Annotated in this window: 19 protein-coding genes and 2 pseudogenes; 16 read left to right on the top strand and 5 right to left on the bottom strand. The window is 61.4% G+C overall.

Going from position 1 to position 19618, the window contains the following annotated elements:
- Positions 1 to 104 precede the first annotated feature (104 nt).
- The 3 genes from cgtA to BMW74_RS12330 all read left to right on the top strand — a co-directional run bounded on the left by cgtA (position 105) and on the right by BMW74_RS12330 (position 3046).
- The gene (cgtA, locus tag BMW74_RS12340) at positions 105 to 1328 is read left to right on the top strand and encodes an Obg family GTPase CgtA (protein ID WP_093419740.1); all 1224 of its coding nucleotides are present in this window, start codon (positions 105 to 107) and stop codon (positions 1326 to 1328) included.
- 123 nt (positions 1329 to 1451) lie between these two features.
- Positions 1452 to 2570, top strand: coding sequence for a glutamate 5-kinase (proB, locus tag BMW74_RS12335; protein ID WP_093419735.1), 1119 nt, complete (start codon positions 1452 to 1454; stop codon positions 2568 to 2570).
- An 11-nt stretch (positions 2571 to 2581) separates the two neighbouring features.
- Entirely contained in the window at positions 2582 to 3046 is a 465-nt protein-coding gene (locus BMW74_RS12330) for a CreA family protein (protein WP_093419731.1), read from the top strand.
- Between the two features lie 182 nt (positions 3047 to 3228).
- Here the strand turns inward: BMW74_RS12330 and rpsT are convergent, their stop codons facing one another.
- Positions 3229 to 3507 (bottom strand): 30S ribosomal protein S20, encoded by a 279-nt coding sequence (gene rpsT, locus BMW74_RS12325; protein ID WP_093419728.1) that lies wholly within the window; start codon positions 3505 to 3507, stop codon positions 3229 to 3231.
- Positions 3508 to 3763: 256 nt separating this feature from the next.
- Here rpsT and murJ point away from each other — a divergent pair, with 256 nt between their 5' ends.
- The 6 genes from murJ (at position 3764) to ispH (ending at position 11261) form a co-directional block, all read left to right on the top strand.
- Positions 3764 to 5302 carry a murein biosynthesis integral membrane protein MurJ gene (gene murJ / locus BMW74_RS12315; protein ID WP_093419725.1) on the top strand — a complete coding sequence of 513 codons (1539 nt, stop codon included), beginning with the start codon at positions 3764 to 3766 and terminating at the stop codon, positions 5300 to 5302.
- A gap of 120 nt (positions 5303 to 5422) precedes the next feature.
- A complete protein-coding gene (ribF, locus tag BMW74_RS12310; RefSeq protein ID WP_093419720.1) occupies positions 5423 to 6361 on the top strand; it encodes a bifunctional riboflavin kinase/FAD synthetase in 939 nt (312 codons plus the stop codon).
- 13 nt (positions 6362 to 6374) lie between these two features.
- The gene (gene ileS / locus BMW74_RS12305) at positions 6375 to 9206 is read left to right on the top strand and encodes an isoleucine--tRNA ligase (protein WP_093419715.1); all 2832 of its coding nucleotides are present in this window, start codon (positions 6375 to 6377) and stop codon (positions 9204 to 9206) included.
- The gene (gene lspA, locus BMW74_RS12300; protein ID WP_093419710.1) at positions 9199 to 9711 is read left to right on the top strand and encodes a signal peptidase II; all 513 of its coding nucleotides are present in this window, start codon (positions 9199 to 9201) and stop codon (positions 9709 to 9711) included. The genes ileS and lspA overlap by 8 nt, the downstream gene beginning before the upstream one ends.
- 7 nt (positions 9712 to 9718) lie before the next feature.
- Positions 9719 to 10156 (top strand): FKBP-type peptidyl-prolyl cis-trans isomerase, encoded by a 438-nt coding sequence (gene fkpB / locus BMW74_RS12295; RefSeq protein WP_175479210.1) that lies wholly within the window; start codon positions 9719 to 9721, stop codon positions 10154 to 10156.
- A gap of 160 nt (positions 10157 to 10316) precedes the next feature.
- Entirely contained in the window at positions 10317 to 11261 is a 945-nt protein-coding gene (gene ispH, locus BMW74_RS12290) for a 4-hydroxy-3-methylbut-2-enyl diphosphate reductase (protein WP_093419699.1), read from the top strand.
- Here ispH and BMW74_RS12285 read toward each other — a convergent pair.
- Positions 11241 to 11786, bottom strand: a complete 546-nt coding sequence (locus tag BMW74_RS12285) for a GspH/FimT family pseudopilin (RefSeq protein WP_093419695.1) — start codon at positions 11784 to 11786, stop codon at positions 11241 to 11243. The genes ispH and BMW74_RS12285 overlap by 21 nt on opposite strands.
- A 233-nt stretch (positions 11787 to 12019) precedes the next feature.
- On the opposite strand from BMW74_RS12285, the gene pilV reads away from it, so the two are divergent.
- From pilV to thiO, 5 genes and pseudogenes are all read left to right on the top strand, one after another.
- The gene (pilV, locus tag BMW74_RS12280) at positions 12020 to 12469 is read left to right on the top strand and encodes a type IV pilus modification protein PilV (protein ID WP_093420494.1); all 450 of its coding nucleotides are present in this window, start codon (positions 12020 to 12022) and stop codon (positions 12467 to 12469) included.
- Positions 12466 to 13176: a PilW family protein gene (locus BMW74_RS12275; RefSeq protein ID WP_093419691.1), complete on the top strand. Its 711-nt coding sequence runs from the start codon at positions 12466 to 12468 to the stop codon at positions 13174 to 13176. The genes pilV and BMW74_RS12275 overlap by 4 nt, the downstream gene beginning before the upstream one ends.
- An 11-nt stretch (positions 13177 to 13187) precedes the next feature.
- Positions 13188 to 13622: pseudogene (locus tag BMW74_RS12270) on the top strand (PilX N-terminal domain-containing pilus assembly protein); the annotation flags it as partial.
- Between the two features lie 150 nt (positions 13623 to 13772).
- Positions 13773 to 14174, top strand: coding sequence for a type IV pilin protein (locus tag BMW74_RS12265; RefSeq protein ID WP_093419686.1), 402 nt, complete (start codon positions 13773 to 13775; stop codon positions 14172 to 14174).
- A gap of 54 nt (positions 14175 to 14228) precedes the next feature.
- Positions 14229 to 15329, top strand: a complete 1101-nt coding sequence (thiO, locus tag BMW74_RS12260; RefSeq protein ID WP_093419681.1) for a glycine oxidase ThiO — start codon at positions 14229 to 14231, stop codon at positions 15327 to 15329.
- 9 nt (positions 15330 to 15338) lie between these two features.
- On the opposite strand, the pseudogene BMW74_RS12255 reads toward thiO, so the two are convergent.
- From BMW74_RS12255 to BMW74_RS12245, 3 genes and pseudogenes are all read right to left on the bottom strand, one after another.
- Positions 15339 to 16283, bottom strand: a pseudogene (locus tag BMW74_RS12255) (sigma-54 interaction domain-containing protein); the annotation flags it as partial.
- A 67-nt stretch (positions 16284 to 16350) separates the two neighbouring features.
- The gene (locus BMW74_RS25465; RefSeq protein ID WP_093419671.1) at positions 16351 to 16584 is read right to left on the bottom strand and encodes a PP0621 family protein; all 234 of its coding nucleotides are present in this window, start codon (positions 16582 to 16584) and stop codon (positions 16351 to 16353) included.
- Positions 16585 to 16709: 125 nt separating this feature from the next.
- Positions 16710 to 17726 carry an outer membrane protein assembly factor BamD gene (locus BMW74_RS12245; protein WP_093419668.1) on the bottom strand — a complete coding sequence of 339 codons (1017 nt, stop codon included), beginning with the start codon at positions 17724 to 17726 and terminating at the stop codon, positions 16710 to 16712.
- A 151-nt stretch (positions 17727 to 17877) separates the two neighbouring features.
- Between BMW74_RS12245 and rluD the strand changes: the two genes are divergently transcribed.
- Positions 17878 to 18840: a 23S rRNA pseudouridine(1911/1915/1917) synthase RluD gene (rluD, locus tag BMW74_RS12240; protein WP_093419665.1), complete on the top strand. Its 963-nt coding sequence runs from the start codon at positions 17878 to 17880 to the stop codon at positions 18838 to 18840.
- Positions 18837 to 19562 carry a peptidoglycan editing factor PgeF gene (pgeF, locus tag BMW74_RS12235; RefSeq protein ID WP_093419657.1) on the top strand — a complete coding sequence of 242 codons (726 nt, stop codon included), beginning with the start codon at positions 18837 to 18839 and terminating at the stop codon, positions 19560 to 19562. Before rluD ends, pgeF begins: the two co-directional genes overlap by 4 nt.
- The last annotated feature ends 56 nt before the right edge of the window (positions 19563 to 19618 follow it).

Genomic DNA, 19618 nt, shown 5'->3' with positions numbered 1-19618 from the left:
GCGCTGGATTTTCGGTCGTTGATTGAGGTCGCTGCGCTCATTTTTGCAAGAGTCTTATGTCTTAGTGTTTTTCGGCTCGTCCGTATGGCGAGAGGCGTTTTGTTATGAAGTTTGTTGATGAAGTATCGATCCGAGTAAAGGCTGGCGACGGCGGCAATGGCTGCATGAGTTTCCGTCGGGAAAAATTCATCGAGAATGGTGGTCCTAACGGCGGTGATGGGGGTGATGGCGGCTCGGTCTACATGGTCGCCGACGAAAACCTCAACACCCTGGTGGACTACCGTTACACCCGTCACTTTGATGCTGAGCGCGGTTCCAATGGCGGCAGTACCGATTGCACGGGTAAAAAAGGTGAGGAGTTGGTGTTGCGGGTGCCGGTTGGTACCACGGTGATCGACTCGGCTACCCAGGAAATCATTGGCGACCTGACCAAGGCCGGTCAGCGCCTGCTGGTGGCTCATGGCGGCTGGCACGGCCTGGGCAACACCCGTTTCAAATCCAGTACCAACCGTGCGCCACGCCAGACTACGCCGGGCAAGCCTGGCGAGCAGCGTGACCTCAAGCTGGAAATGAAAGTGCTGGCGGACGTGGGCCTGTTGGGTCTGCCGAACGCGGGTAAAAGTACGTTTATCCGTTCGGTGTCAGCGGCGAAGCCGAAAGTGGCTGACTATCCGTTCACCACGTTGGTGCCCAACCTGGGCGTAGTCAGTGTCGATCGCTGGAAAAGCTTCGTCGTTGCCGACATTCCAGGCCTGATCGAAGGGGCTTCCGATGGCGCGGGCCTGGGGATTCGCTTCCTCAAGCACTTGTCGCGTACCCGTCTGCTGTTGCACCTCGTCGACATGGCGCCGCTGGATGAAACCAGTCCTGCGGATGCGGCTGAAGTGATTGTCAGCGAACTGACCAAGTTCAGCCCGTCCCTGGCGGAGCGCGATCGCTGGTTGGTGCTGAACAAGTGCGACCAGATCCTCGAAGAAGAGCATGAGGAGCGAGTCAAGGAGATCGTTGATCGCCTAGAGTGGACCGGTCCGGTCTACGTGATCTCGGCGATTGCCAAAGAAGGCACCGAGCGCCTGACCCGCGACATCATGCGTTACCTGGAAGATCGTGCCGATCGCCTGGCGAACGATCCGGTCTACCGTGAAGAGTTGGCCGATCTCGATCAGCGCATCGAAGATGAAGCGCGGGCTCAGTTGCAGGCGCTGGACGACCAGCGTGCCCTGCGCCGCAGCGGCGTGAAGTCGGTCCATGACATCGGTGATGATGACTGGGATGAGGAAGATGTGGATGACGAAGACGGTCCGGAAATCATTTACGTCCGCGACTGATTCGTTGCAGTAAACTACAAGCGCCGCTCACTGAGCGGCGTTTTAGTATCTGAAAAAAATAACTACGAATAATCGCATGGGTGGCGCTGGGTCGCGCTGCTCGCCGGCATAGGTTGGAAGATGATGCGGAGCAAGGTGACAGGTGCGCAGCGTTGGGTCGTGAAGATCGGCAGCGCTTTGCTGACGGCTGACGGCAAGGGCTTGGATCGCGCGGCAATGGGTGTCTGGGTTGAGCAGATGGTTGCGCTGCACGAGGCGGGTGTTGAGTTGGTGCTGGTGTCCTCCGGGGCGGTGGCCGCGGGCATGAGCCGTCTTGGCTGGACCGTACGACCCAGTGCGATGCATGAGTTGCAGGCGGCGGCGGCCATCGGCCAGATGGGCCTGGTCCAGGCCTGGGAGTCGAGTTTTGCCGAGCATGGCCGGCATACCGCGCAGATTCTGCTGACCCATGACGACTTGTCTGATCGCAAGCGCTACCTCAATGCCCGCAGCACCTTGCGTGCCCTGGTCGAGCTCAAGGTCATTCCGGTGATCAACGAGAACGACACGGTGGTCACTGACGAAATTCGCTTCGGTGACAACGATACCCTGGCGGCGCTGGTGGCCAACCTGGTCGAGGCTGACTTGCTGGTGATCCTTACGGACCGTGATGGCATGTTTGATGCCGATCCGCGCAACAATCCCGACGCCAAGTTGATCTATGAGGCGCGCGCCGATGATCCGGCCCTGGATGCTGTGGCAGGCAGTACCGGGGGTGCGCTGGGTCGTGGCGGGATGCAGACCAAATTGCGCGCGGCACGGTTGGCGGCGCGTTCCGGTGCGCACACCATCATCGTCGGTGGGCGCCTGGAGCGCGTGCTGGATCGCCTGAAGGCGGGCGAGCGCATCGGCACCCTGTTGTCGCCAGAGCGCGGCATGCTGGCGGCACGCAAGCAGTGGCTGGCGGGGCATCTGCAGACCCGTGGCACCTTGGTGCTGGATCAGGGCGCTGTTTCTGCGTTGTCACAGGGTAACAAGAGCTTGCTGCCGGTTGGCGTCAAGTTGGTTCAGGGTAGCTTCCGTCGTGGTGAGATGGTGGTCTGCGTGGCGCCGGATGGTCGAGAGATTGCCCGTGGCCTCGCCAACTACAGCGCGTTGGAAGCGCAAAAAATCATTGGTCAATCGTCTGAGGCGATTGTCGGTCTGTTGGGGTATATGGCGGAGCCGGAACTGGTTCACCGCGATAACCTGATTCTGGTTTGAGGAAGATGCACATGCGCATAGCAAAAGGATTGCTGGGCCTGCTGGTGGCGATGCCGCTACTGGCGTCGGCAGAAGAGATTGGTCAGGTATCGACGGTGTTCAAGTTCGTCGGCCCCAATGACCGCATCGTGGTCGAGGCTTTCGATGATCCCAAGGTTGATGGCGTGACGTGCTACTTGTCTCGCGCCAAGACGGGCGGGGTGAAGGGTGGCCTGGGCCTGGCCGAGGATCGTGCGGAGGCGTCCATCGCTTGTCGCCAGGTCGGGCCGATCAGCTTCAAGGGTCAGCTCAAGGATGGCGACGAAGTGTTCAAGGAGCGCACGTCGCTGGTGTTCAAGACCATGCAGGTGGTGCGTTTCCTCGATAAGAAGCGCAATACCCTGGTGTACCTGGTCTATAGCGATCGCGTGATCGAGGGCAGCCCGCAGAATGCGGTGACGGCGATTCCGATCTTGCCGTGGCCGGGCGCTCACTAATCACAACGTAGCTCAAAATGTGTGGGAGCGAGCCTGCTCGCGAAGAGGGTTGTCAGTCGCATTGATGTCGGCTGATGGTTTTGTTCGGAGCAGGCTCGCTCCCACATTTTTTTGCGCTGCTCACTAAATCGCAGGCAATAAAAAACCGACCCGGAGGTCGGTTTTTTTCACAAGCTTATCGCTTATGCGGCAACAGCAAGGTTCAGAGCCTTGACGTGACCGTTCAGACGGCTCTTATGGCGAGCTGCCTTGTTCTTGTGGATGATGCCTTTATCGGCCATGCGGTCGATAACTGGCACAGCCAGAACGTAAGCTGCTTGAGCTTTTTCAGCGTCTTTTGCGTCGATGGCTTTAATTACATTCTTGATGTAAGTACGAACCATGGAACGCAGGCTGGCGTTGTGGCTGCGACGCTTCTCAGCCTGTTTTGCACGTTTTTTGGCGGAAGGTGTGTTGGCCACCGTCGAGCTCCTCGAAAGACTTTTTGGGAAATAGCAAACAAAATAGGCCGCGAATCATGCCGATGAGTTGAAGTCTTGTCAAGGGCAGGTGAGACGTTCCGCTAAGTGGTAGGTATCAAGCGCTGGGATATTTCATTCCGGCGCGTGACCTGTAAACTCGCGAGCTTTGGCTCTGTGCTGTTTGTTGCGGCGCGGAGTATCGCATAAGTGGGCGCGTTGTTCGCCTGCTGTTTATCGACAGGCAAAAAACTCTTCAATGAACTTGCTTAAATCGTTGGCCGCCGTCAGCTCTATCACGATGCTTTCCCGGGTTCTGGGATTCGTTCGTGACACCCTCATTGCCCGGATATTTGGCGCTGGCATGGCCACGGACGCCTTTTTCATCGCGTTCAAGCTGCCCAATCTGTTGCGCCGGATCTTTGCCGAGGGCGCGTTTTCACAGGCGTTCGTGCCGATCCTGGCGGAATACAAGAGCCAGCAGGGCGAAGAGGCCACACGCACCTTTGTGGCCTATGTCTCGGGCCTGCTCACGCTGGTGCTGGCGGTGGTCACGGTGCTGGGGATGCTCGCGGCCCCTTGGGTGATCTGGGCCACGGCCCCTGGTTTTACCACTACACCGGAGAAGTTTGAGCTCACTTCCAGCCTGCTGCGAGTGACCTTTCCCTATATCTTGCTGATCTCCCTGTCGTCGCTGGCCGGGGCGATCCTCAATACCTATAACCGGTTCTCGGTGCCGGCCTTCGTGCCGACCCTGCTGAATGTCAGCATGATTGTCTTTGCGCTGTTTCTGACGCCGTACTTCGATCCGCCCGTGATGGCGCTGGGTTGGGCGGTGCTGGTGGGTGGCCTGGCGCAGTTGCTCTATCAACTGCCGCACCTGAAGAAGATTGGCATGCTGGTGCTACCGCGCCTGAACCTGCGTGATAGCGGAGTGTGGCGGGTGATGAAGCAAATGCTGCCGGCGATCCTCGGGGTCTCGGTCAGCCAGATTTCCCTGATCATTAACACTATTTTTGCCTCGTTCCTGGCAGCGGGCTCGGTGTCCTGGATGTATTACGCCGACCGCTTGATGGAGCTTCCGTCGGGGGTATTGGGTGTGGCGTTGGGGACGATTCTGCTGCCGACCCTGGCCAAGACTTACGCCAGCAAGGACCGCCATGAGTACTCGCGCATCCTCGACTGGGGCCTGCGCCTGTGTTTCGTGCTGGTGCTGCCGTGCTCCCTGGCCCTGGGGATCCTGGCCGAGCCACTGACCGTTGCGTTGTTCCAGTACGGTCAGTTCAGCGCGCACGACGCGTTGATGACCCAGCATGCCTTGGTGGCGTATTCGGTTGGTTTGCTCGGCATTATCGTGATCAAAGTGCTGGCTCCAGGCTTCTATGCGCAACAAAACATCCGCACGCCGGTGAAAATCGCGATCTTTACCCTGGTGTCGACCCAGTTGTTCAACCTGGCCTTGATCGGTCCGCTGAAACACGCCGGCCTGGCGCTGGCCATCAGTGCCGGTGCCTGCTTGAATGCCGGCCTGCTGTTCTATCAGTTGCGCAAGCAAAACATGTATCAGCCGCAGCCAGGGTGGGGCCTGTTCGGGCTCAAACTGGTGCTGGCGGTGGCGGTGATGTCCGCGGTGCTGCTGGGCGTGATGCACTTCATGCCGGCCTGGAGCGAGGGGCACATGCTGGAGCGTTTCCTGCGCCTGGGCGCGTTGGTGGCGGCCGGTGTCGTTACGTATTTCGGCATGTTGGCGGCGCTGGGTTTTCGTCTGCGCGACTTCAATCGCAAGGCGTTGAGCTGAGCCATTGATCGCGGGACAAGTGTCGGTTTTGTCGGTTCGATCACTTTGGGTTACGGTGTTGCCTGTCGTACGCCGCCGGGTGTGGTTATAATCGGCCACTTTATGAGCAAGAAGCGCGTTATGCAGCTGGTTAGAGGCCTCCACAATCTGCGCCCCCAGCATCGGGGCTGCGTCGCCACTATTGGCAACTTTGACGGTGTTCACCGTGGTCACCAGGCTATCCTGGGCCGGCTGCGTGAACGTGCGCTCGAGTTGGGTGTACCCAGCTGCGTGGTGATTTTTGAACCGCAACCCCGTGAGTTCTTTGCGCCCGAGACCGCACCGGCGCGCCTGGCCCGTCTGCGCGACAAGCTGCAATTGTTGGCCGAAGCGGGTGTCGACCGGGTGCTGTGCCTGGCCTTCAACCAGCGCTTGAGCAAGCTCAGCGCGGCCGAGTTCGTCGACACCATCCTGGTCGATGGCCTGGGTGTGCAGCATCTGGAGGTCGGTGACGACTTCCGCTTCGGCTGTGACCGGGTAGGGGATTTCGACTTCCTGCAACAAGCCGGGATCGTCCAGGGGTTTACCGTCGAAGCGGCGCAGACCGTCGAGCTGGAAGGTATCCGTGTCAGTAGCACCCAAGTGCGTAATGCCTTGGCGGCGGCTGATTTTGCATTGGCCGAGCGCTTGCTCGGTCGTCCGTTCCGGATTGCCGGGCGGGTGCTGCACGGGCAGAAGCTGGCGCGCCAATTGGGCACGCCAACGGCCAACGTGCAACTCAAGCGTCGTCGGGTGCCGCTGACCGGGGTTTACCTGGTGAGCGTCGACATTGACGGCAAGACCTGGCCGGGGGTTGCCAATATTGGCGTTCGGCCAACGGTCGCGGGTGACGGTAAAGCTCACCTCGAAGTGCATGTTCTAGATTTTGCCGGCGATCTGTATGACCGGCGTTTGACGGTGGTTTTCCACCACAAGCTGCGTGAAGAGCAGCGTTTCGCCTCTCTGGAGGCGCTTAAGACGGCGATCAATGCGGATGTCGCCGCCGCCCGTGCCTATGCCGCACCTAGCGCCAATCGCTAATGAAGAGCCTTAAATGACCGACTATAAAGCCACGCTAAACCTTCCGGACACCGCCTTCCCAATGAAGGCCGGCCTGCCTCAGCGCGAACCGCAGATTCTGCAGCGCTGGGACAGCATTGGCCTGTACCAGAAGTTGCGTGAGATTGGTAAGGATCGTCCGAAGTTCGTCCTGCACGACGGTCCTCCGTATGCCAACGGCACCATTCATATCGGTCACGCGCTCAACAAGATTCTCAAGGACATGATCGTGCGCTCGAAAACCCTGTCGGGTTTCGACGCGCCGTATGTCCCGGGCTGGGACTGCCACGGCCTGCCAATCGAGCACAAGGTCGAAGTGACCCACGGCAAGAACCTGGGCGCGGATAAAACCCGCGAACTGTGCCGTGCCTACGCTGCCGAGCAGATCGAAGGCCAGAAGTCCGAGTTCATCCGCCTGGGTGTGCTGGGCGACTGGGCCAACCCGTACAAGACCATGGACTTCAAGAACGAAGCCGGTGAAATCCGTGCCCTGGCGCAGATCGTCAAGGGCGGTTTCGTGTTCAAGGGCTTGAAGCCGGTCAACTGGTGCTTCGACTGTGGCTCGGCCCTGGCCGAAGCGGAAGTCGAGTACGAGAACAAGAAGTCCTCGACCATCGACGTTGCCTTCCCGGTTGCCGACGAAGCCAAGCTGGCGGCCGCCTTCGGTCTGCCGTCGCTGGCCAAGCCGGCGTCGATCGTGATCTGGACCACCACCGCGTGGACCATCCCGGCCAACCAGGCGTTGAACGTTCACCCGGAATTCAACTACGCCCTGGTCGATGTCGGCGACAAGCTGCTGATTCTGGCTGAAGAGTTGGTCGAGTCGTGCCTGGCGCGTTACGACCTGCAAGGCTCGGTCATCGCGACCACCACCGGTAAAGCGCTGGAGCTGATCAACTTCCGCCATCCGTTCTACGACCGCCTGTCGCCGGTTTACCTGGCCGAGTACGTTGAACTGGGCGCTGGCACGGGCGTGGTTCACTCCGCCCCGGCCTACGGCGTTGACGACTTCGTGACCTGCAAAGCCTACGGCATGGTCAACGACGACATTCTCAACCCCGTGCAGAGCAATGGCGTCTACGTGCCTTCGCTGGAGTTCTTCGGCGGCCAGTTCATCTGGAAGGCCAACCCGGCCATCGTCGACAAATTGACCGAAGTCGGTGCGCTGCTGCACACCACCGTCATCGAACACAGCTACATGCACTGCTGGCGCCACAAGACCGCGCTGATCTACCGCGCCACCGCGCAGTGGTTCATCGGCATGGACAAAGAGCCGGCGACGGGTGACACCCTGCGCAAGCGCGCCATCAAGGCGATCGAAGACACCCAGTTCGTTCCGGCCTGGGGCCAGGCGCGCCTGCATTCGATGATCGCCAACCGCCCGGACTGGTGCATCTCCCGCCAGCGCAACTGGGGCGTGCCGATCCCGTTCTTCCTGAACAAGGAAAGCGGCGAACTGCACCCGCGCACCGTTGAGTTGATGGAAGAAGTTGCCAAGCGCGTCGAAGTCGAAGGCATCGAAGCCTGGTTCAAGATGGACGCCGCCGAATTGCTGGGCGCTGAAGCACCGCTGTACGACAAGATCAGCGACACCCTGGACGTCTGGTTCGACTCCGGCACCACGCATTGGCACGTCCTGCGCGGTTCGCACCCGATGGGCCACGAAAGCGGCCCACGTGCCGACTTGTACCTGGAAGGTTCGGACCAGCACCGTGGCTGGTTCCACTCGTCCTTGTTGACCGGTTGCGCCATCGACAACCACGCGCCGTACCGCGAATTGCTGACCCACGGTTTCACCGTCGACGAAGCGGGCCGCAAGATGTCCAAGTCGTTGGGCAACGTGATCGCGCCGCAAAAGGTCAATGACACGCTGGGCGCCGATATCATGCGCCTGTGGGTGGCCTCCACCGACTACTCGGGCGAGATGGCGGTCTCCGACCAGATCCTGCAACGCAGTGCGGACGCCTATCGGCGTATCCGTAACACCGCGCGCTTCCTGCTCTCCAACCTAAGCGGTTTCAACCCGGCCACCGATATCCTGCCGGCTGAAGAAATGCTCGCGCTGGACCGTTGGGCCGTGGACCGTACCTTGCTGCTGCAACGCGAGCTGCAAGAGCACTACGGCGAATACCGCTTCTGGAACGTCTACTCCAAGGTGCACAACTTCTGCGTGCAGGAGCTGGGCGGTTTCTACCTGGACATCATCAAGGACCGCCAGTACACCACCGGCGCCAACAGCAAGGCGCGCCGCTCGGCGCAAACCGCGCTGTACCACATCTCTGAAGCGCTGGTGCGCTGGATCGCGCCGATCCTGGCCTTCACTGCCGACGAACTGTGGCAGTACCTGCCGGGCGAGCGTAATGAATCGGTGATGCTCAACACTTGGTACGAAGGCCTGAGCGAGTTGCCGCAAGGCTTCGAGCTGGACCGTGCCTACTGGGAGCGGATCATGGCGGTCAAGGTGGCAGTCAACAAGGAAATGGAAATCCAGCGCGCGGCCAAGGCCGTGGGTGGCAACCTGCAAGCCGAAGTGACGCTGTATGCCGAGGAGGCGCTTGGCGCCGACCTGGCCAAGCTGAGCAACGAACTGCGCTTCGTCTTGATCACCTCGACCGCAAGCATTGCACCCTTTGCGCAAGCCCCGGCGGATGCGGTGGCGACTGAAGTCAGCGGCCTGAAGCTGCAGATCGTCAAGTCGAGCTTCGCCAAGTGCGCCCGTTGCTGGCACTGCCGTGAAGACGTCGGCGTGAACCCTGAGCACCCGGAAATCTGCGGCCGTTGCGTCGACAACATCAGCGGCGCAGGCGAGGTTCGTCACTATGCCTAACGCGGCTAGCCGTTTCGGACGGTTGGGCTGGCTTTGGTTGAGCCTGCTGGTCCTGGTCATCGACCAGGCCAGCAAGTTCTACTTCGAAGGCTCGCTGAGCATGTACCAGCAGATCGTGGTGATCCCCGATTACTTCAGCTGGACCCTGGCCTACAACACGGGCGCGGCCTTCAGCTTCCTGGCTGACAGCTCCGGCTGGCAGCGCTGGTTGTTCGCCCTGATCGCCATCGTGGTCAGCGCTGTGCTGGTGGTTTGGCTCAAGCGCCTGGGGCGCAACGAAACCTGGCTGGCGGTCGCGCTGGCGCTGGTCCTCGGTGGCGCACTGGGCAACCTGTACGACCGCATTGCCCTGGGCCATGTGATCGATTTCATTCTGGTGCATTGGCAGAACCGCTGGTACTTCCCAGCGTTCAACTTTGCCGACAGCGCCATCAGCGTCGGGGCCGTGATGCTCGCGCTGGATATGTTCAAAAGTAAGAAAACCGGAGAAACCGTTCATGACTGAACAGGTATTGGCTGAGCAACGCATCGGTCAGAACACGGAAGTCACCTTGCATTTTGCATTGCGCCTGGAGAACGGCGACACGGTCGACAGCACCTTCGATAAAGCCCCGGCGACCTTCAAGGTCGGTGATGGCAGCCTGCTGCCAGGTTTCGAGGTGGCGCTGTTCGGCTTCAAGGCGGGCGATAAGCGGACATTGAGCATCGAGCCCGAGAACGCATTCGGCCAGCCCAACCCGCAGAACGTCCAGATCATCCCGCGTAAACAGTTCCAGGACATGGAATTGTCCCCGGGCTTGCTGGTGATCTTCAACGATGCGGCCAATACTGAGCTGCCTGGTGTGGTGAAAGAGTTCGATGATGAGCACGTGACCATCGACTTCAACCACCCGCTGGCCGGCAAGACATTGACCTTTGATGTCGAAATCATCGGCGTCAAGGCGCTCTAGGCAACAACGCAAGTCCAGTGTGGGAGCGAGCCTGCTCGCGAGTCAGCTGTCGCATCCAGTGTTGATGTTGGCGGATACACGCTTTCGCGAGCAGGCTCGCTCCCACGACTAGCTTTTCACTGTTTTCGCTATCTCTTGCGCGCAAGACACGAGGCACCGCATGCAAATCAAACTCGCCAACCCCCGTGGCTTCTGCGCTGGCGTGGACCGGGCGATCGAAATCGTCAACCGTGCCCTGGAAGTATTCGGGCCGCCTATCTATGTGCGTCACGAAGTGGTGCACAACAAGTTTGTCGTCGAAGACCTGCGCGCCCGTGGGGCGATCTTCGTTGAAGAGCTGGATCAGGTGCCAGACGATGTCATCGTGATCTTCAGCGCCCACGGCGTTTCCCAGGCCGTGCGCTCCGAGGCCGCAGGTCGTGGCCTGAAAGTGTTCGACGCCACGTGCCCGTTGGTGACCAAGGTGCATATCGAGGTGGCGCGCTATAGCCGCGACGCCCGCGAGTGCATCCTGATCGGCCACGCGGGCCACCCGGAAGTCGAAGGCACCATGGGCCAGTACGACGCCAGCACGGGTGGGGCGATCTATCTGGTCGAAGACGAAAAAGACGTGGCCTCCTTGCAGGTGCGTCACCCGGAAAACCTGGCCTTTGTCACCCAGACCACCTTGTCGATGGACGACACCAGTCGTGTGATCGATGCCTTGCGTACGCGCTTCCCGGCGATCGGTGGACCGCGCAAGGATGACATTTGCTACGCCACGCAAAACCGCCAGGACGCGGTCAAGCAGTTGGCTGACGAATGTGATGTGGTGTTGGTGGTGGGCAGCCCGAACAGCTCCAACTCCAACCGCCTGCGCGAACTGGCCGAGCGGATGTCGACCCCGGCCTACCTGATCGATGGTGCCGAAGACCTGCAGCGCAGTTGGTTCGATGGCGTTGAGCGCATCGGCATCACCGCCGGTGCCTCGGCCCCGGAAGTGCTGGTGCGCGGCGTGATCCAGCAACTGCACGCCTGGGGCGCCACGGGGGCCGATGAACTGGCGGGCCGCGAGGAGAACATCACCTTCTCCATGCCCAAGGAACTACGCGTTCGCGCCATCTGACGCGTCGCTTCCCGCACACAAGGCCTGCTTGGCCTTGTCGTGGCGTACGCTGACGCGGCCGGTCCTGGACAGCACCACCTGATGCTGGCTGACCGCTTCGCGGCGCGCGCAGATGTGCAGCGTCCCGGCCTGAAAGCCGCCATTGGGTAGCAACGGCTCACCCAGGCTGCTGAACCGTACAAAGTCTCTCACCGATTGATTGCCGACAATCGACACGCCGGACGCGGCCTGATGTTCGAGCAGGAGTGGGTTGTCTGTGTCCTCGTGCCCCCGGCCATTGAGGTCCAGCGTGATCCGCCAACCCTGGCTCCAGTCACCGTTCAAGCCATGAATCACCAACCTCTGATTGCGCAGCAACGCCTCAGTGCGCGCATAGCGCAAGGCACCGGCCAGGCTTTGTGCGGCATGCGCGTGGCGTAGCGAGTCGCGGTATCGACTCAACGTCGGGCTGGCCAGTTGTACCGCGATGGCGGCAATGGCCAGCGCCACCAGCAGTTCGATCAGGCTAAAGCCTTTTTCAAGCATACGGACTCCTTCCCTGGAGGTTGAATGTGTGAGGGCGTCCTTCAGGTGTAGCGGTTGGCCGTGATGCGCGGCGATCAATCTTCATGCAAAACATTTCACGCTGGCGGTGAGGCAGCCCTGGACCGTGGGCGCATCGGGGCAATGTATTTCGGTTTGTTCCGAGGGGCAGCAGCGATGGGGGGCTGGAACTAGTCTTGGGTCGAGGGACTTCTGGAGCCATGTGGATGTTACGGATGACACAAGCAAGGGCGCATACACAGGACGGCATGACACTGATCGAAGTGTTGGTGGCGTTGGTGATTTTTTCCGTGGGGTTGCTGGGCGCTGCGGCGGTCCAGCTCAAGGCGCTGAAGTACACCGACAGTGCGTTGATGAGTACCCAGGCGAGTTTCATAGCCTACGCCATGCTGGACCGGATCCGCGCCAACTCGGGGGCCGACTACGCCCTGGCGTCACCCGGCGCGGGGGGACAGGCGCCCGTCCATCATCAGGACGTGCATGACTTTAACCAGAGTGTCCTGGGTTTCGGTGGTCCGAGCGCCACGGGCCACATCCGCCAGGACCAGGGCCTGTATACGCTCGCGATCACCTGGGATGACTCGCGGGCAGCCGGCACCGCTGGGGGGCGTCGCAGCTTACTCCTGAGCAGTCGCGCTGGCGTCGATTCCGAGGCGGCGCGATGAGCCGTTGCCAGCGTGGGTTTACGCTGATCGAATTGATGCTCGCACTCGCGATCAGCCTGAGTGTGGTGGTGGGCATGGTGCAGGTGTTTATTGCGGCGAAAAGTACCTACGTCAGTCAGCGTCTCGCCGCCGGCATGCAGGAAGACGCGCGATTTGTCCTGGGCAAACTGCTACAGGAGATCCGCATGGTGGGAATGTTCGGCTGTTTGCGGGTGGTCACCGATGCCAGTTCGGCGGGTGATTTCACGGCCAGTCATCTGGCGCCCATCCGTTGGGATCAACAGGCCCGCAAGTTGACCCTGGTCACTGCGGACGTAGGCAACCCAGGTACGGCGCCGACATGGACAGTGGTTACCGACTGCCAAACCACGGCAACCGCCTACACGGGCTCGCGTGCACCGGCTGTCGGGCAATGGGGGTTTGCGATCCGGCGACTGGCCTATCGCTTCAACAACGGGCAAATACTGAGGGTGAGCGATAACGGAGCCACAACCGCAGTCTTGGTGGATAACGTCAGTGCATTCGAGGTGAGTTTTGGCCTGGCGGTGGGCGCCAGCGACAATGCGGTCTCCCGCTACAGCAGTAATCCCGTCGATCCGGCACATATCCGCAGCGTGCGGTTGGGGTTGACCCTGAGTGATCCGCAAGGGCGTGTGCGCGACCAGACGTACAGCCTGGTCGCGGCCCTGCGTAATCGGTTGCTGTAGGTGGGCGGTCGATGGTGGCGTTGACGCGCGCTGATCAGCAGGGCATGGCGCTGTTGATGAGCCTGGTACTGGTGTTGTTGCTGAGCTTGATCGGTGTGTCGTCGATGCAGAGCGCCACGCTCCAGGAAAAACTGGCCGGCAGTGTCATGCGGCGCAACCAGTCTTTCCAGCGTGCCGAAGCGGCGCTGAGAACGGGGGAGGGGACTGTCCAGCGCGGCGCCCATCGCGTGTTGGGGTGTGTCGGTGTCCCGCCGTGCGTCCCGCCGAACGATGCTGATGCGAGCTGGGCTGCCGCGGGCGATGGTGCCTACCGCGTGGACAGTGTGGGGCGTGCGTCAAATGCGGTGAATCTTCCTGCGGATACGCCGGTGACGTTGTACCGGATTACGGCCGTTGGCCGGGTTGGTCACTCGCGAACGGTACTGGAGAGCATCTATGCCACGTTCGACGGTAAGATACTCGCCTCCCAAGGCGACGGCCGGGTTGAGACGTCCACAGGCGATGTCATGACCTCCGTCGATGGCGCAAAAAATACGGGCGGCAACAACGGCCGCCGAATCATGTGGCGACAAATACAGTAAGTGAGACGTGAAGCAATGCGCAGATACAACCGAGGTTTTACCCTGATCGAAATCATGATCGTGATTGCGATCATCGGTATTGTGGCGACCATAGCGGCTCCGCTGATTACCGAGTATGTGAAGAAAGGCCAGCGCGCTGAGATCGCGGGGTTGCTGTCCGAGCAGGCGCAGGTCCTGGAGCGGTTCTACTCCAAGGGCAATACCTACACCGGCGCGACGGGCTTGAGTGCCGGTAATGATCAGTACGCCATCACCGCGACCCTGGCCGACCAGGGCTTCGTGCTGACGGCCGTGCGCAAGGCTGACTCACGCATGGCCGGTGACAAGTGTGGCGACCTCACGCTCACCAACACCGGAGTGCTGGGTATGAGCAATGCGGCGGAAGGCGTGACCAGCAAGGAATGCTGGGGGCGCTGAGTTCTCTTCTCGGGCGTGTTTGCGCCCACGGTCTCTTTAGTTCTGGATCAGATGATGGCCAAGCAACAACAAGTGGTGATTGTCGGCGGCGGGGTCATCGGCCTGCTGACGGCGTTTAACCTGGCGCCCCATGTGCAAAGCGTGACCCTGCTGGATCGCTCCCACGTTGGCCAGGAATCGTCCTGGGCGGGCGGTGGCATTGTTTCGCCGCTCTACCCGTGGCGCTACAGCCCGGCGGTGACGGCGCTGGCACACTGGTCGCAGGACTTTTATCCACAGCTGGCACAGCGGTTGTTTGCCGCTACCGGTATCGATCCCGAAGTTCACACCACGGGGCTGTACTGGCTGGACCTGGAAGATGAGGCCCAGGCGCTGGCGTGGGCCCGGCGGGAAAACCGTCCGTTGAGCCCGGTGGATGTTTGCGCTGTGCGCGATGCCGTGCCGGTATTGGGCAAAGGGTTTTCCCGGGCGATCTACATGGCCAATGTGGCCAACGTGCGCAATCCGCGCCTAGTGAAGTCGCTCAAGGCGGCGTTGCTGGCGCTACCGAACGTGACCGTGCACGAGCAGTGCGAAGTCAGCGGCTTCATTCGTGAGGGTGAGCGGGTGGTCGGGGTCCAGGGGCCAGACGGGCCGATCCATGGCGACCATGTGGTACTGACCGCGGGTGCCTGGAGCGGCGAACTGCTCAAGACGCTGGGGCTGACGTTGCCGGTGGAGCCCGTCAAAGGCCAGATGATTCTCTACAAGTGCGCTTCGGACTTTCTGCCGAGCATGGTTCTGGCCAAGGGTCGCTACGCTATCCCGCGACGCGATGGGCACATCCTGATCGGCAGTACCCTGGAGCATGAGGGGTACGATAAGACGCCAACCGAAAACGCCCTGGAAAGCCTCAAGGCATCGGCCGTGGAATTAATTCCCGAGTTGGCCCAGGCACAGGTGGTTGGGCACTGGGCAGGGTTGCGGCCGGGCTCGCCGGAAGGCATTCCCTACATCGGCGCGGTGCCTGGGGTCGACGGGTTGTGGCTGAACTGCGGGCATTACCGCAATGGCCTGGTGCTGGCGCCCGCGTCCTGCCAACTGTTTGCCGATGTGCTGCTGGCGCGCACGCCGGTGATCGACCCCGCGCCGTATGCGCCGGCGGGACGAATCTGAACGGATGGCTCAATCGAGCGCGAGTTTTCGCAGCCGGTAACGCAGCGAACGTAGCGAGACATTCAGTCGGAGGGCGGCCGCCGTACGGTTCCAGCGGGTCTCTTCCAGGGCCTGGAGGATCACCTGGCGCTCGACGGTCTCCAGGTAGTGTTCGAGGTTGTCGACCTGCACCAGGTCCGGCAGCGGAGGGGGGGCACGGCGATTGCCGCTGGCCAGGCCCAGGTCGGCGAGGTCTATCCGTTGCTGTTCGCAGAAGGTGTGCGCGCGTTCGAGGATGTTCTCCAGCTCGCGCACGTTGCCGGGGAACGGATAGTCCTTGAGCGCCTCCAGGGCTTGCGCTTGCAGGCGAGCCGTTGGCAGGTCGCGTTCTGCCGCGAGCCGCTCGAGCACATGGTTGGCGAGTAACTCAAGGTCGTCCTGGCGCTCGCGCAGCGGCGGGACGCGCAACTCGATCACGTTCAAGCGATAGTACAAATCCTGGCGAAAGCGCCCGGCGGCCACTTCTGCGCCCAGATCCTTGTGGGTGGCGCAGAGGACGCGGACATCGACCACGGTTTCGCGCAGTCCTCCGATGCAACGTATGGTCTTCTCTTGAAGGGTCCGCAGCAGCTTGACCTGCATGGACAGTGGCAAGTCAGCCACTTCATCGAGCAACAGGGTGCCACCGCTGGCCGCCTGAAACAGCCCCGGCTTGTCTTCGATGGCACCACTGAAGCTGCCTTTTAGATGGCCGAAAAACTCGCTTTCCATCAGTTCCGAGGGAATGGCCCCACAGTTGATCGCGACAAATGGCTGGCTGGCGCGTGGTCCTTGCGTGTGGATCAAGCGCGCCACGCGCTCCTTGCCGCTGCCTGATTCGCCACTGATGTAGACCGAGGCCAGACTCGGGGCCAGTTTGTCGATCTGCGCCCGCAGGCGGCAGATGGCGGGCGAGTTGCCGAGCAGGCATCGCTCGGTCGGGGGAGGGCGGTGGGTCTTCAACGTTGTGTCCATCCTTGGGCTAACGTTTGTGGTCGATGGCTCAGCGGTGGCTGGAGCCTGGGCCCTGCTCGAGATGGGCTTGGCTGCAATACCACTGTTGTTGCAGGCTCAGGGCGCGGTCGCGCGGCAGGTGTACGCCGCAGTGGGAGCACCGAACCATGGGTGGGGCATCGTGTTCATTTGGGGGGCGAACAGCGCTGGCGGGGCGCTTGAACTTGCGCCAGAACCATACTGCAGCAGCAATCAGGGCAATCCAGAACAGTAAACGAAGCATGGCAGGCGGCTTTTCGACGAATGATTCGCCAGTTTAGCCAAGGACGCGACAGGCGCACAGTGCAATAAAACGCGGAAATAAAAAGGGAGACTCGAAAGTCTCCCTTTGGGTTACCTGGCGGGCATTCAGTCGAAGGCGCCGAAGGTCATGTAGCTGAACCACGAACGGTCGCTGTTGTTGCCCAGCGCCTCGTGATCTTCTTCCTGGGCGGCGTCGCCATCTGCCGGCTTCAGATCGGAGGGGATGGCGTCCTTGGCGTCCTGGTACTGCTTCATGATGTCCTGGTTGGCGCGGGTTTCACCCGGTGGCAACGGTGCGCTGGACTCGATCAGGCCGAGCGTGACCTTGCTGGCCCACGAGCGGTTGTCCGCTTCGGCAACCCGTGGCACGAACTGGCCATCCACCAGGCTTGGGCTGTCGGGGTAGTTCAGCTTCAGGGTTTCCAGGCTGGTGTTGGCCAACTCGTCCAGGTGCAGGCGCTGGTAGGCCTCGACCATCACCGCCAGGCCGTCACCGACCGAAGGGGTTTCCTGGAAGTTCTCCACCACGTAGCGACCCCGGTTGGCTGCGGCCACGTACGCTTGACGGGTCAGGTAGTAGTCGGCTACGTGAATCTCGTAGGCGGCCAGCAGGTTGCGCAGGTAAATCATGCGCTGCTTGGCATCCGGCGCGTAGCGGCTGTTGGGGAAGCGGCTGGTGAGCTGGGCGAATTCGTTGTACGAATCCCGTGCGGCGCCCGGATCACGCTTGGTCATGTCCAGCGGCAGGAAACGCGCCAGCAGGCCGACGTCCTGGTCAAAGGAGGTCAGGCCCTTGAGGTAGTACGCATAATCGACGTTGGGATGCTGCGGGTGCAGGCGGATGAAGCGCTCGGCAGCTGCCTTGGCCGCTTCAGGCTCGGCGTTCTTGTAGTTCGCATAGATGAGCTCGAGTTGAGCCTGATCCGCATAGCGACCAAAGGGATAACGCGACTCCAGGGCCTTGAGCTTGGCTGTGGCACTGGTGTAGCTGTTATTGTCCAGATCGGTCTGAGCCTGCTGGTACAGCTCAACTTCGCTCAGGTTTTCGTCTACGACTTCCTTCGATGAGCAAGCAGCGGTCAATGCGAGGATGGCGATCAGCAGCAGGTGTTTCACTTGCATGGCGGCTTGCGTCCCTATGACGGCCGCTGTCTTGGGCGGGGCCGTCCTGTTATGATGGGCGCCCCGTTGCAAAGCCTCGGGGCAAAAGACGCCGTATTTAACCACAAGCGCGCAGCCGAAACCAAAGGCTGTGCCGACGCCTAGTCTGAGCATGTCCGATAAAATTGAACTCCGCGCAGAGGTGCCGTCCGAATTGGGCGGCCAACGCCTCGATCAAGTCGCCGCACAATTATTCGCTGAGCACTCGCGCTCGCGCCTTTCCGCCTGGATCAAAGACGGCCGCCTGACTGTGGATGGAGCGGTTATCCGCCCGCGAGACATTGTCCATGGTGGTGCCGTCCTTGAGTTGACTGCCGAGCAGGAAGCTCAGGGCGAATGGATCGCTCAAGACATCGAACTGGACATCGTCTACGAAGATGACGACATCCTGGTGATCAACAAGCCTGCGGGCTTGGTGGTGCATCCGGCTGCCGGTCATGCCGATGGCACCTTGCTCAACGCCTTGCTGCACCACGTGCCGGACATTATCAATGTGCCGCGTGCGGGCATCGTGCACCGCCTGGACAAGGACACCACCGGCTTGATGGTGGTGGCCAAGACGATCCAGGCGCAGACGCAACTTGTTACACAGTTGCAGAGCCGTAGTGTCAGTCGCATCTATGAGTGCATCGTGATCGGTGTGGTGACGGCGGGTGGCAAGATCAACGCGCCGATCGGTCGTCACGGCCAGCAGCGCCAGCGCATGGCGGTGATGGAAGGCGGCAAGCAGGCGGTGAGCCATTACCGCGTGCTTGAGCGCTTCCGCTCCCACACCCATGTGCGGGTCAAGCTGGAAACCGGCCGTACCCACCAGATTCGCGTACACATGGCCCACATCAACTTCCCGTTGGTCGGAGACCCTGCCTACGGTGGTCGCTTCCGTATCCCGCCGGCAGCCAGTGTGACCATGGTCGAGTCGTTGAAACATTTCCCGCGTCAGGCGCTGCATGCGCGTTTCCTGGAACTGGATCACCCGACGACCGGTCAGCGCATGAGCTGGGAATCGCCGCTGCCAGAAGACTTCGTCTGGTTGCTGACCCTGCTCAAGCAAGACCGTGAGGCGTTCATCGGATGATGGACTGGCTGATTCCCGACTGGCCTGCGCCTGCCGGGGTCAAGGCCTGTGTGACCACGCGTGCGGGCGGCGTCAGCCGGGCGCCGTTCGACAGCTTCAACCTGGGCGATCACGTCGAGGACAGTCCCGAGGCCGTGGCTGAGAATCGCCGGCGCCTGACCGAGCACTTCGCCGTCCAACCCGCCTGGTTGCAGCAGGTTCACGGCGTTGCCGTGGCTCACGCGGACCCGGCGGTGGTCGCCACGGCGGATGCCAGTTGGACCTCGACGCCGGGCATTGCCTGTACGGCAATGACGGCAGACTGCCTGCCGGTGTTGTTGTGCGACCGTGCCGGTACGCGTGTCGCCGCCGCTCACGCCGGTTGGCGCGGGTTGGCGGCGGGCGTGCTGGAGGCGACAGTCGACAGCCTGGCGGTCGCCCCCGCCGACGTCCTGGCCTGGCTTGGCCCGGCGATTGGCCCGCGGGCATTTGAGGTCGGTCCCGAAGTGCGCGAAGTCTTCATGGCCCAACTGCCGCAAGCCGCCGAGGCCTTTGTGCCGAGCGCCAATGTGGGCAAGTTCATGGCCGACATTTACCATCTCGCCCGGCTACGCTTGGCAGCCTATGGCGTGACGGCCGTCTATGGTGGCGGTTTTTGCACCGTGACCGATCCACGCTTCTTTTCTTACCGCCGTGCCCCGCGCACCGGCCGGTTTGCCTCCCTTATCTGGCTGGCCCGCTAGACTCTCCTGACCTGCGTCAACCCCATGGCGCTTGAAACTCGCAGAATCGACCGCAT

Source organism: Pseudomonas sp. ok272, assembly GCF_900109995.1.
GTDB lineage: Bacteria > Pseudomonadota > Gammaproteobacteria > Pseudomonadales > Pseudomonadaceae > Aquipseudomonas.
This window is presented reverse-complemented; position numbering and strand designations above follow the sequence as displayed.

Excerpts from the sequence above, each read along its gene's own strand:
- cgtA (WP_093419740.1), top strand. The coding sequence starts at position 105 with ATGAAGTTTGTTGATGAAGTATCGATCCGAGTAAAGGCTGGCGACGGC.
- proB (WP_093419735.1), top strand. The coding sequence starts at position 1,452 with ATGCGGAGCAAGGTGACAGGTGCGCAGCGTTGGGTCGTGAAGATCGGC.
- BMW74_RS12330 (WP_093419731.1), top strand. The coding sequence starts at position 2,582 with ATGCGCATAGCAAAAGGATTGCTGGGCCTGCTGGTGGCGATGCCGCTA.
- murJ (WP_093419725.1), top strand. The coding sequence starts at position 3,764 with ATGAACTTGCTTAAATCGTTGGCCGCCGTCAGCTCTATCACGATGCTT.
- ribF (WP_093419720.1), top strand. The coding sequence starts at position 5,423 with ATGCAGCTGGTTAGAGGCCTCCACAATCTGCGCCCCCAGCATCGGGGC.
- ileS (WP_093419715.1), top strand. The coding sequence starts at position 6,375 with ATGACCGACTATAAAGCCACGCTAAACCTTCCGGACACCGCCTTCCCA.
- lspA (WP_093419710.1), top strand. The coding sequence starts at position 9,199 with ATGCCTAACGCGGCTAGCCGTTTCGGACGGTTGGGCTGGCTTTGGTTG.
- ispH (WP_093419699.1), top strand. The coding sequence starts at position 10,317 with ATGCAAATCAAACTCGCCAACCCCCGTGGCTTCTGCGCTGGCGTGGAC.
- BMW74_RS12285 (WP_093419695.1), bottom strand. The coding sequence starts at position 11,786 with ATGCTTGAAAAAGGCTTTAGCCTGATCGAACTGCTGGTGGCGCTGGCC.
- pilV (WP_093420494.1), top strand. The coding sequence starts at position 12,020 with ATGACACAAGCAAGGGCGCATACACAGGACGGCATGACACTGATCGAA.
- BMW74_RS12275 (WP_093419691.1), top strand. The coding sequence starts at position 12,466 with ATGAGCCGTTGCCAGCGTGGGTTTACGCTGATCGAATTGATGCTCGCA.
- BMW74_RS12265 (WP_093419686.1), top strand. The coding sequence starts at position 13,773 with ATGCGCAGATACAACCGAGGTTTTACCCTGATCGAAATCATGATCGTG.
- thiO (WP_093419681.1), top strand. The coding sequence starts at position 14,229 with ATGGCCAAGCAACAACAAGTGGTGATTGTCGGCGGCGGGGTCATCGGC.
- BMW74_RS25465 (WP_093419671.1), bottom strand. The coding sequence starts at position 16,584 with ATGCTTCGTTTACTGTTCTGGATTGCCCTGATTGCTGCTGCAGTATGG.
- BMW74_RS12245 (WP_093419668.1), bottom strand. The coding sequence starts at position 17,726 with ATGCAAGTGAAACACCTGCTGCTGATCGCCATCCTCGCATTGACCGCT.
- rluD (WP_093419665.1), top strand. The coding sequence starts at position 17,878 with ATGTCCGATAAAATTGAACTCCGCGCAGAGGTGCCGTCCGAATTGGGC.
- pgeF (WP_093419657.1), top strand. The coding sequence starts at position 18,837 with ATGATGGACTGGCTGATTCCCGACTGGCCTGCGCCTGCCGGGGTCAAG.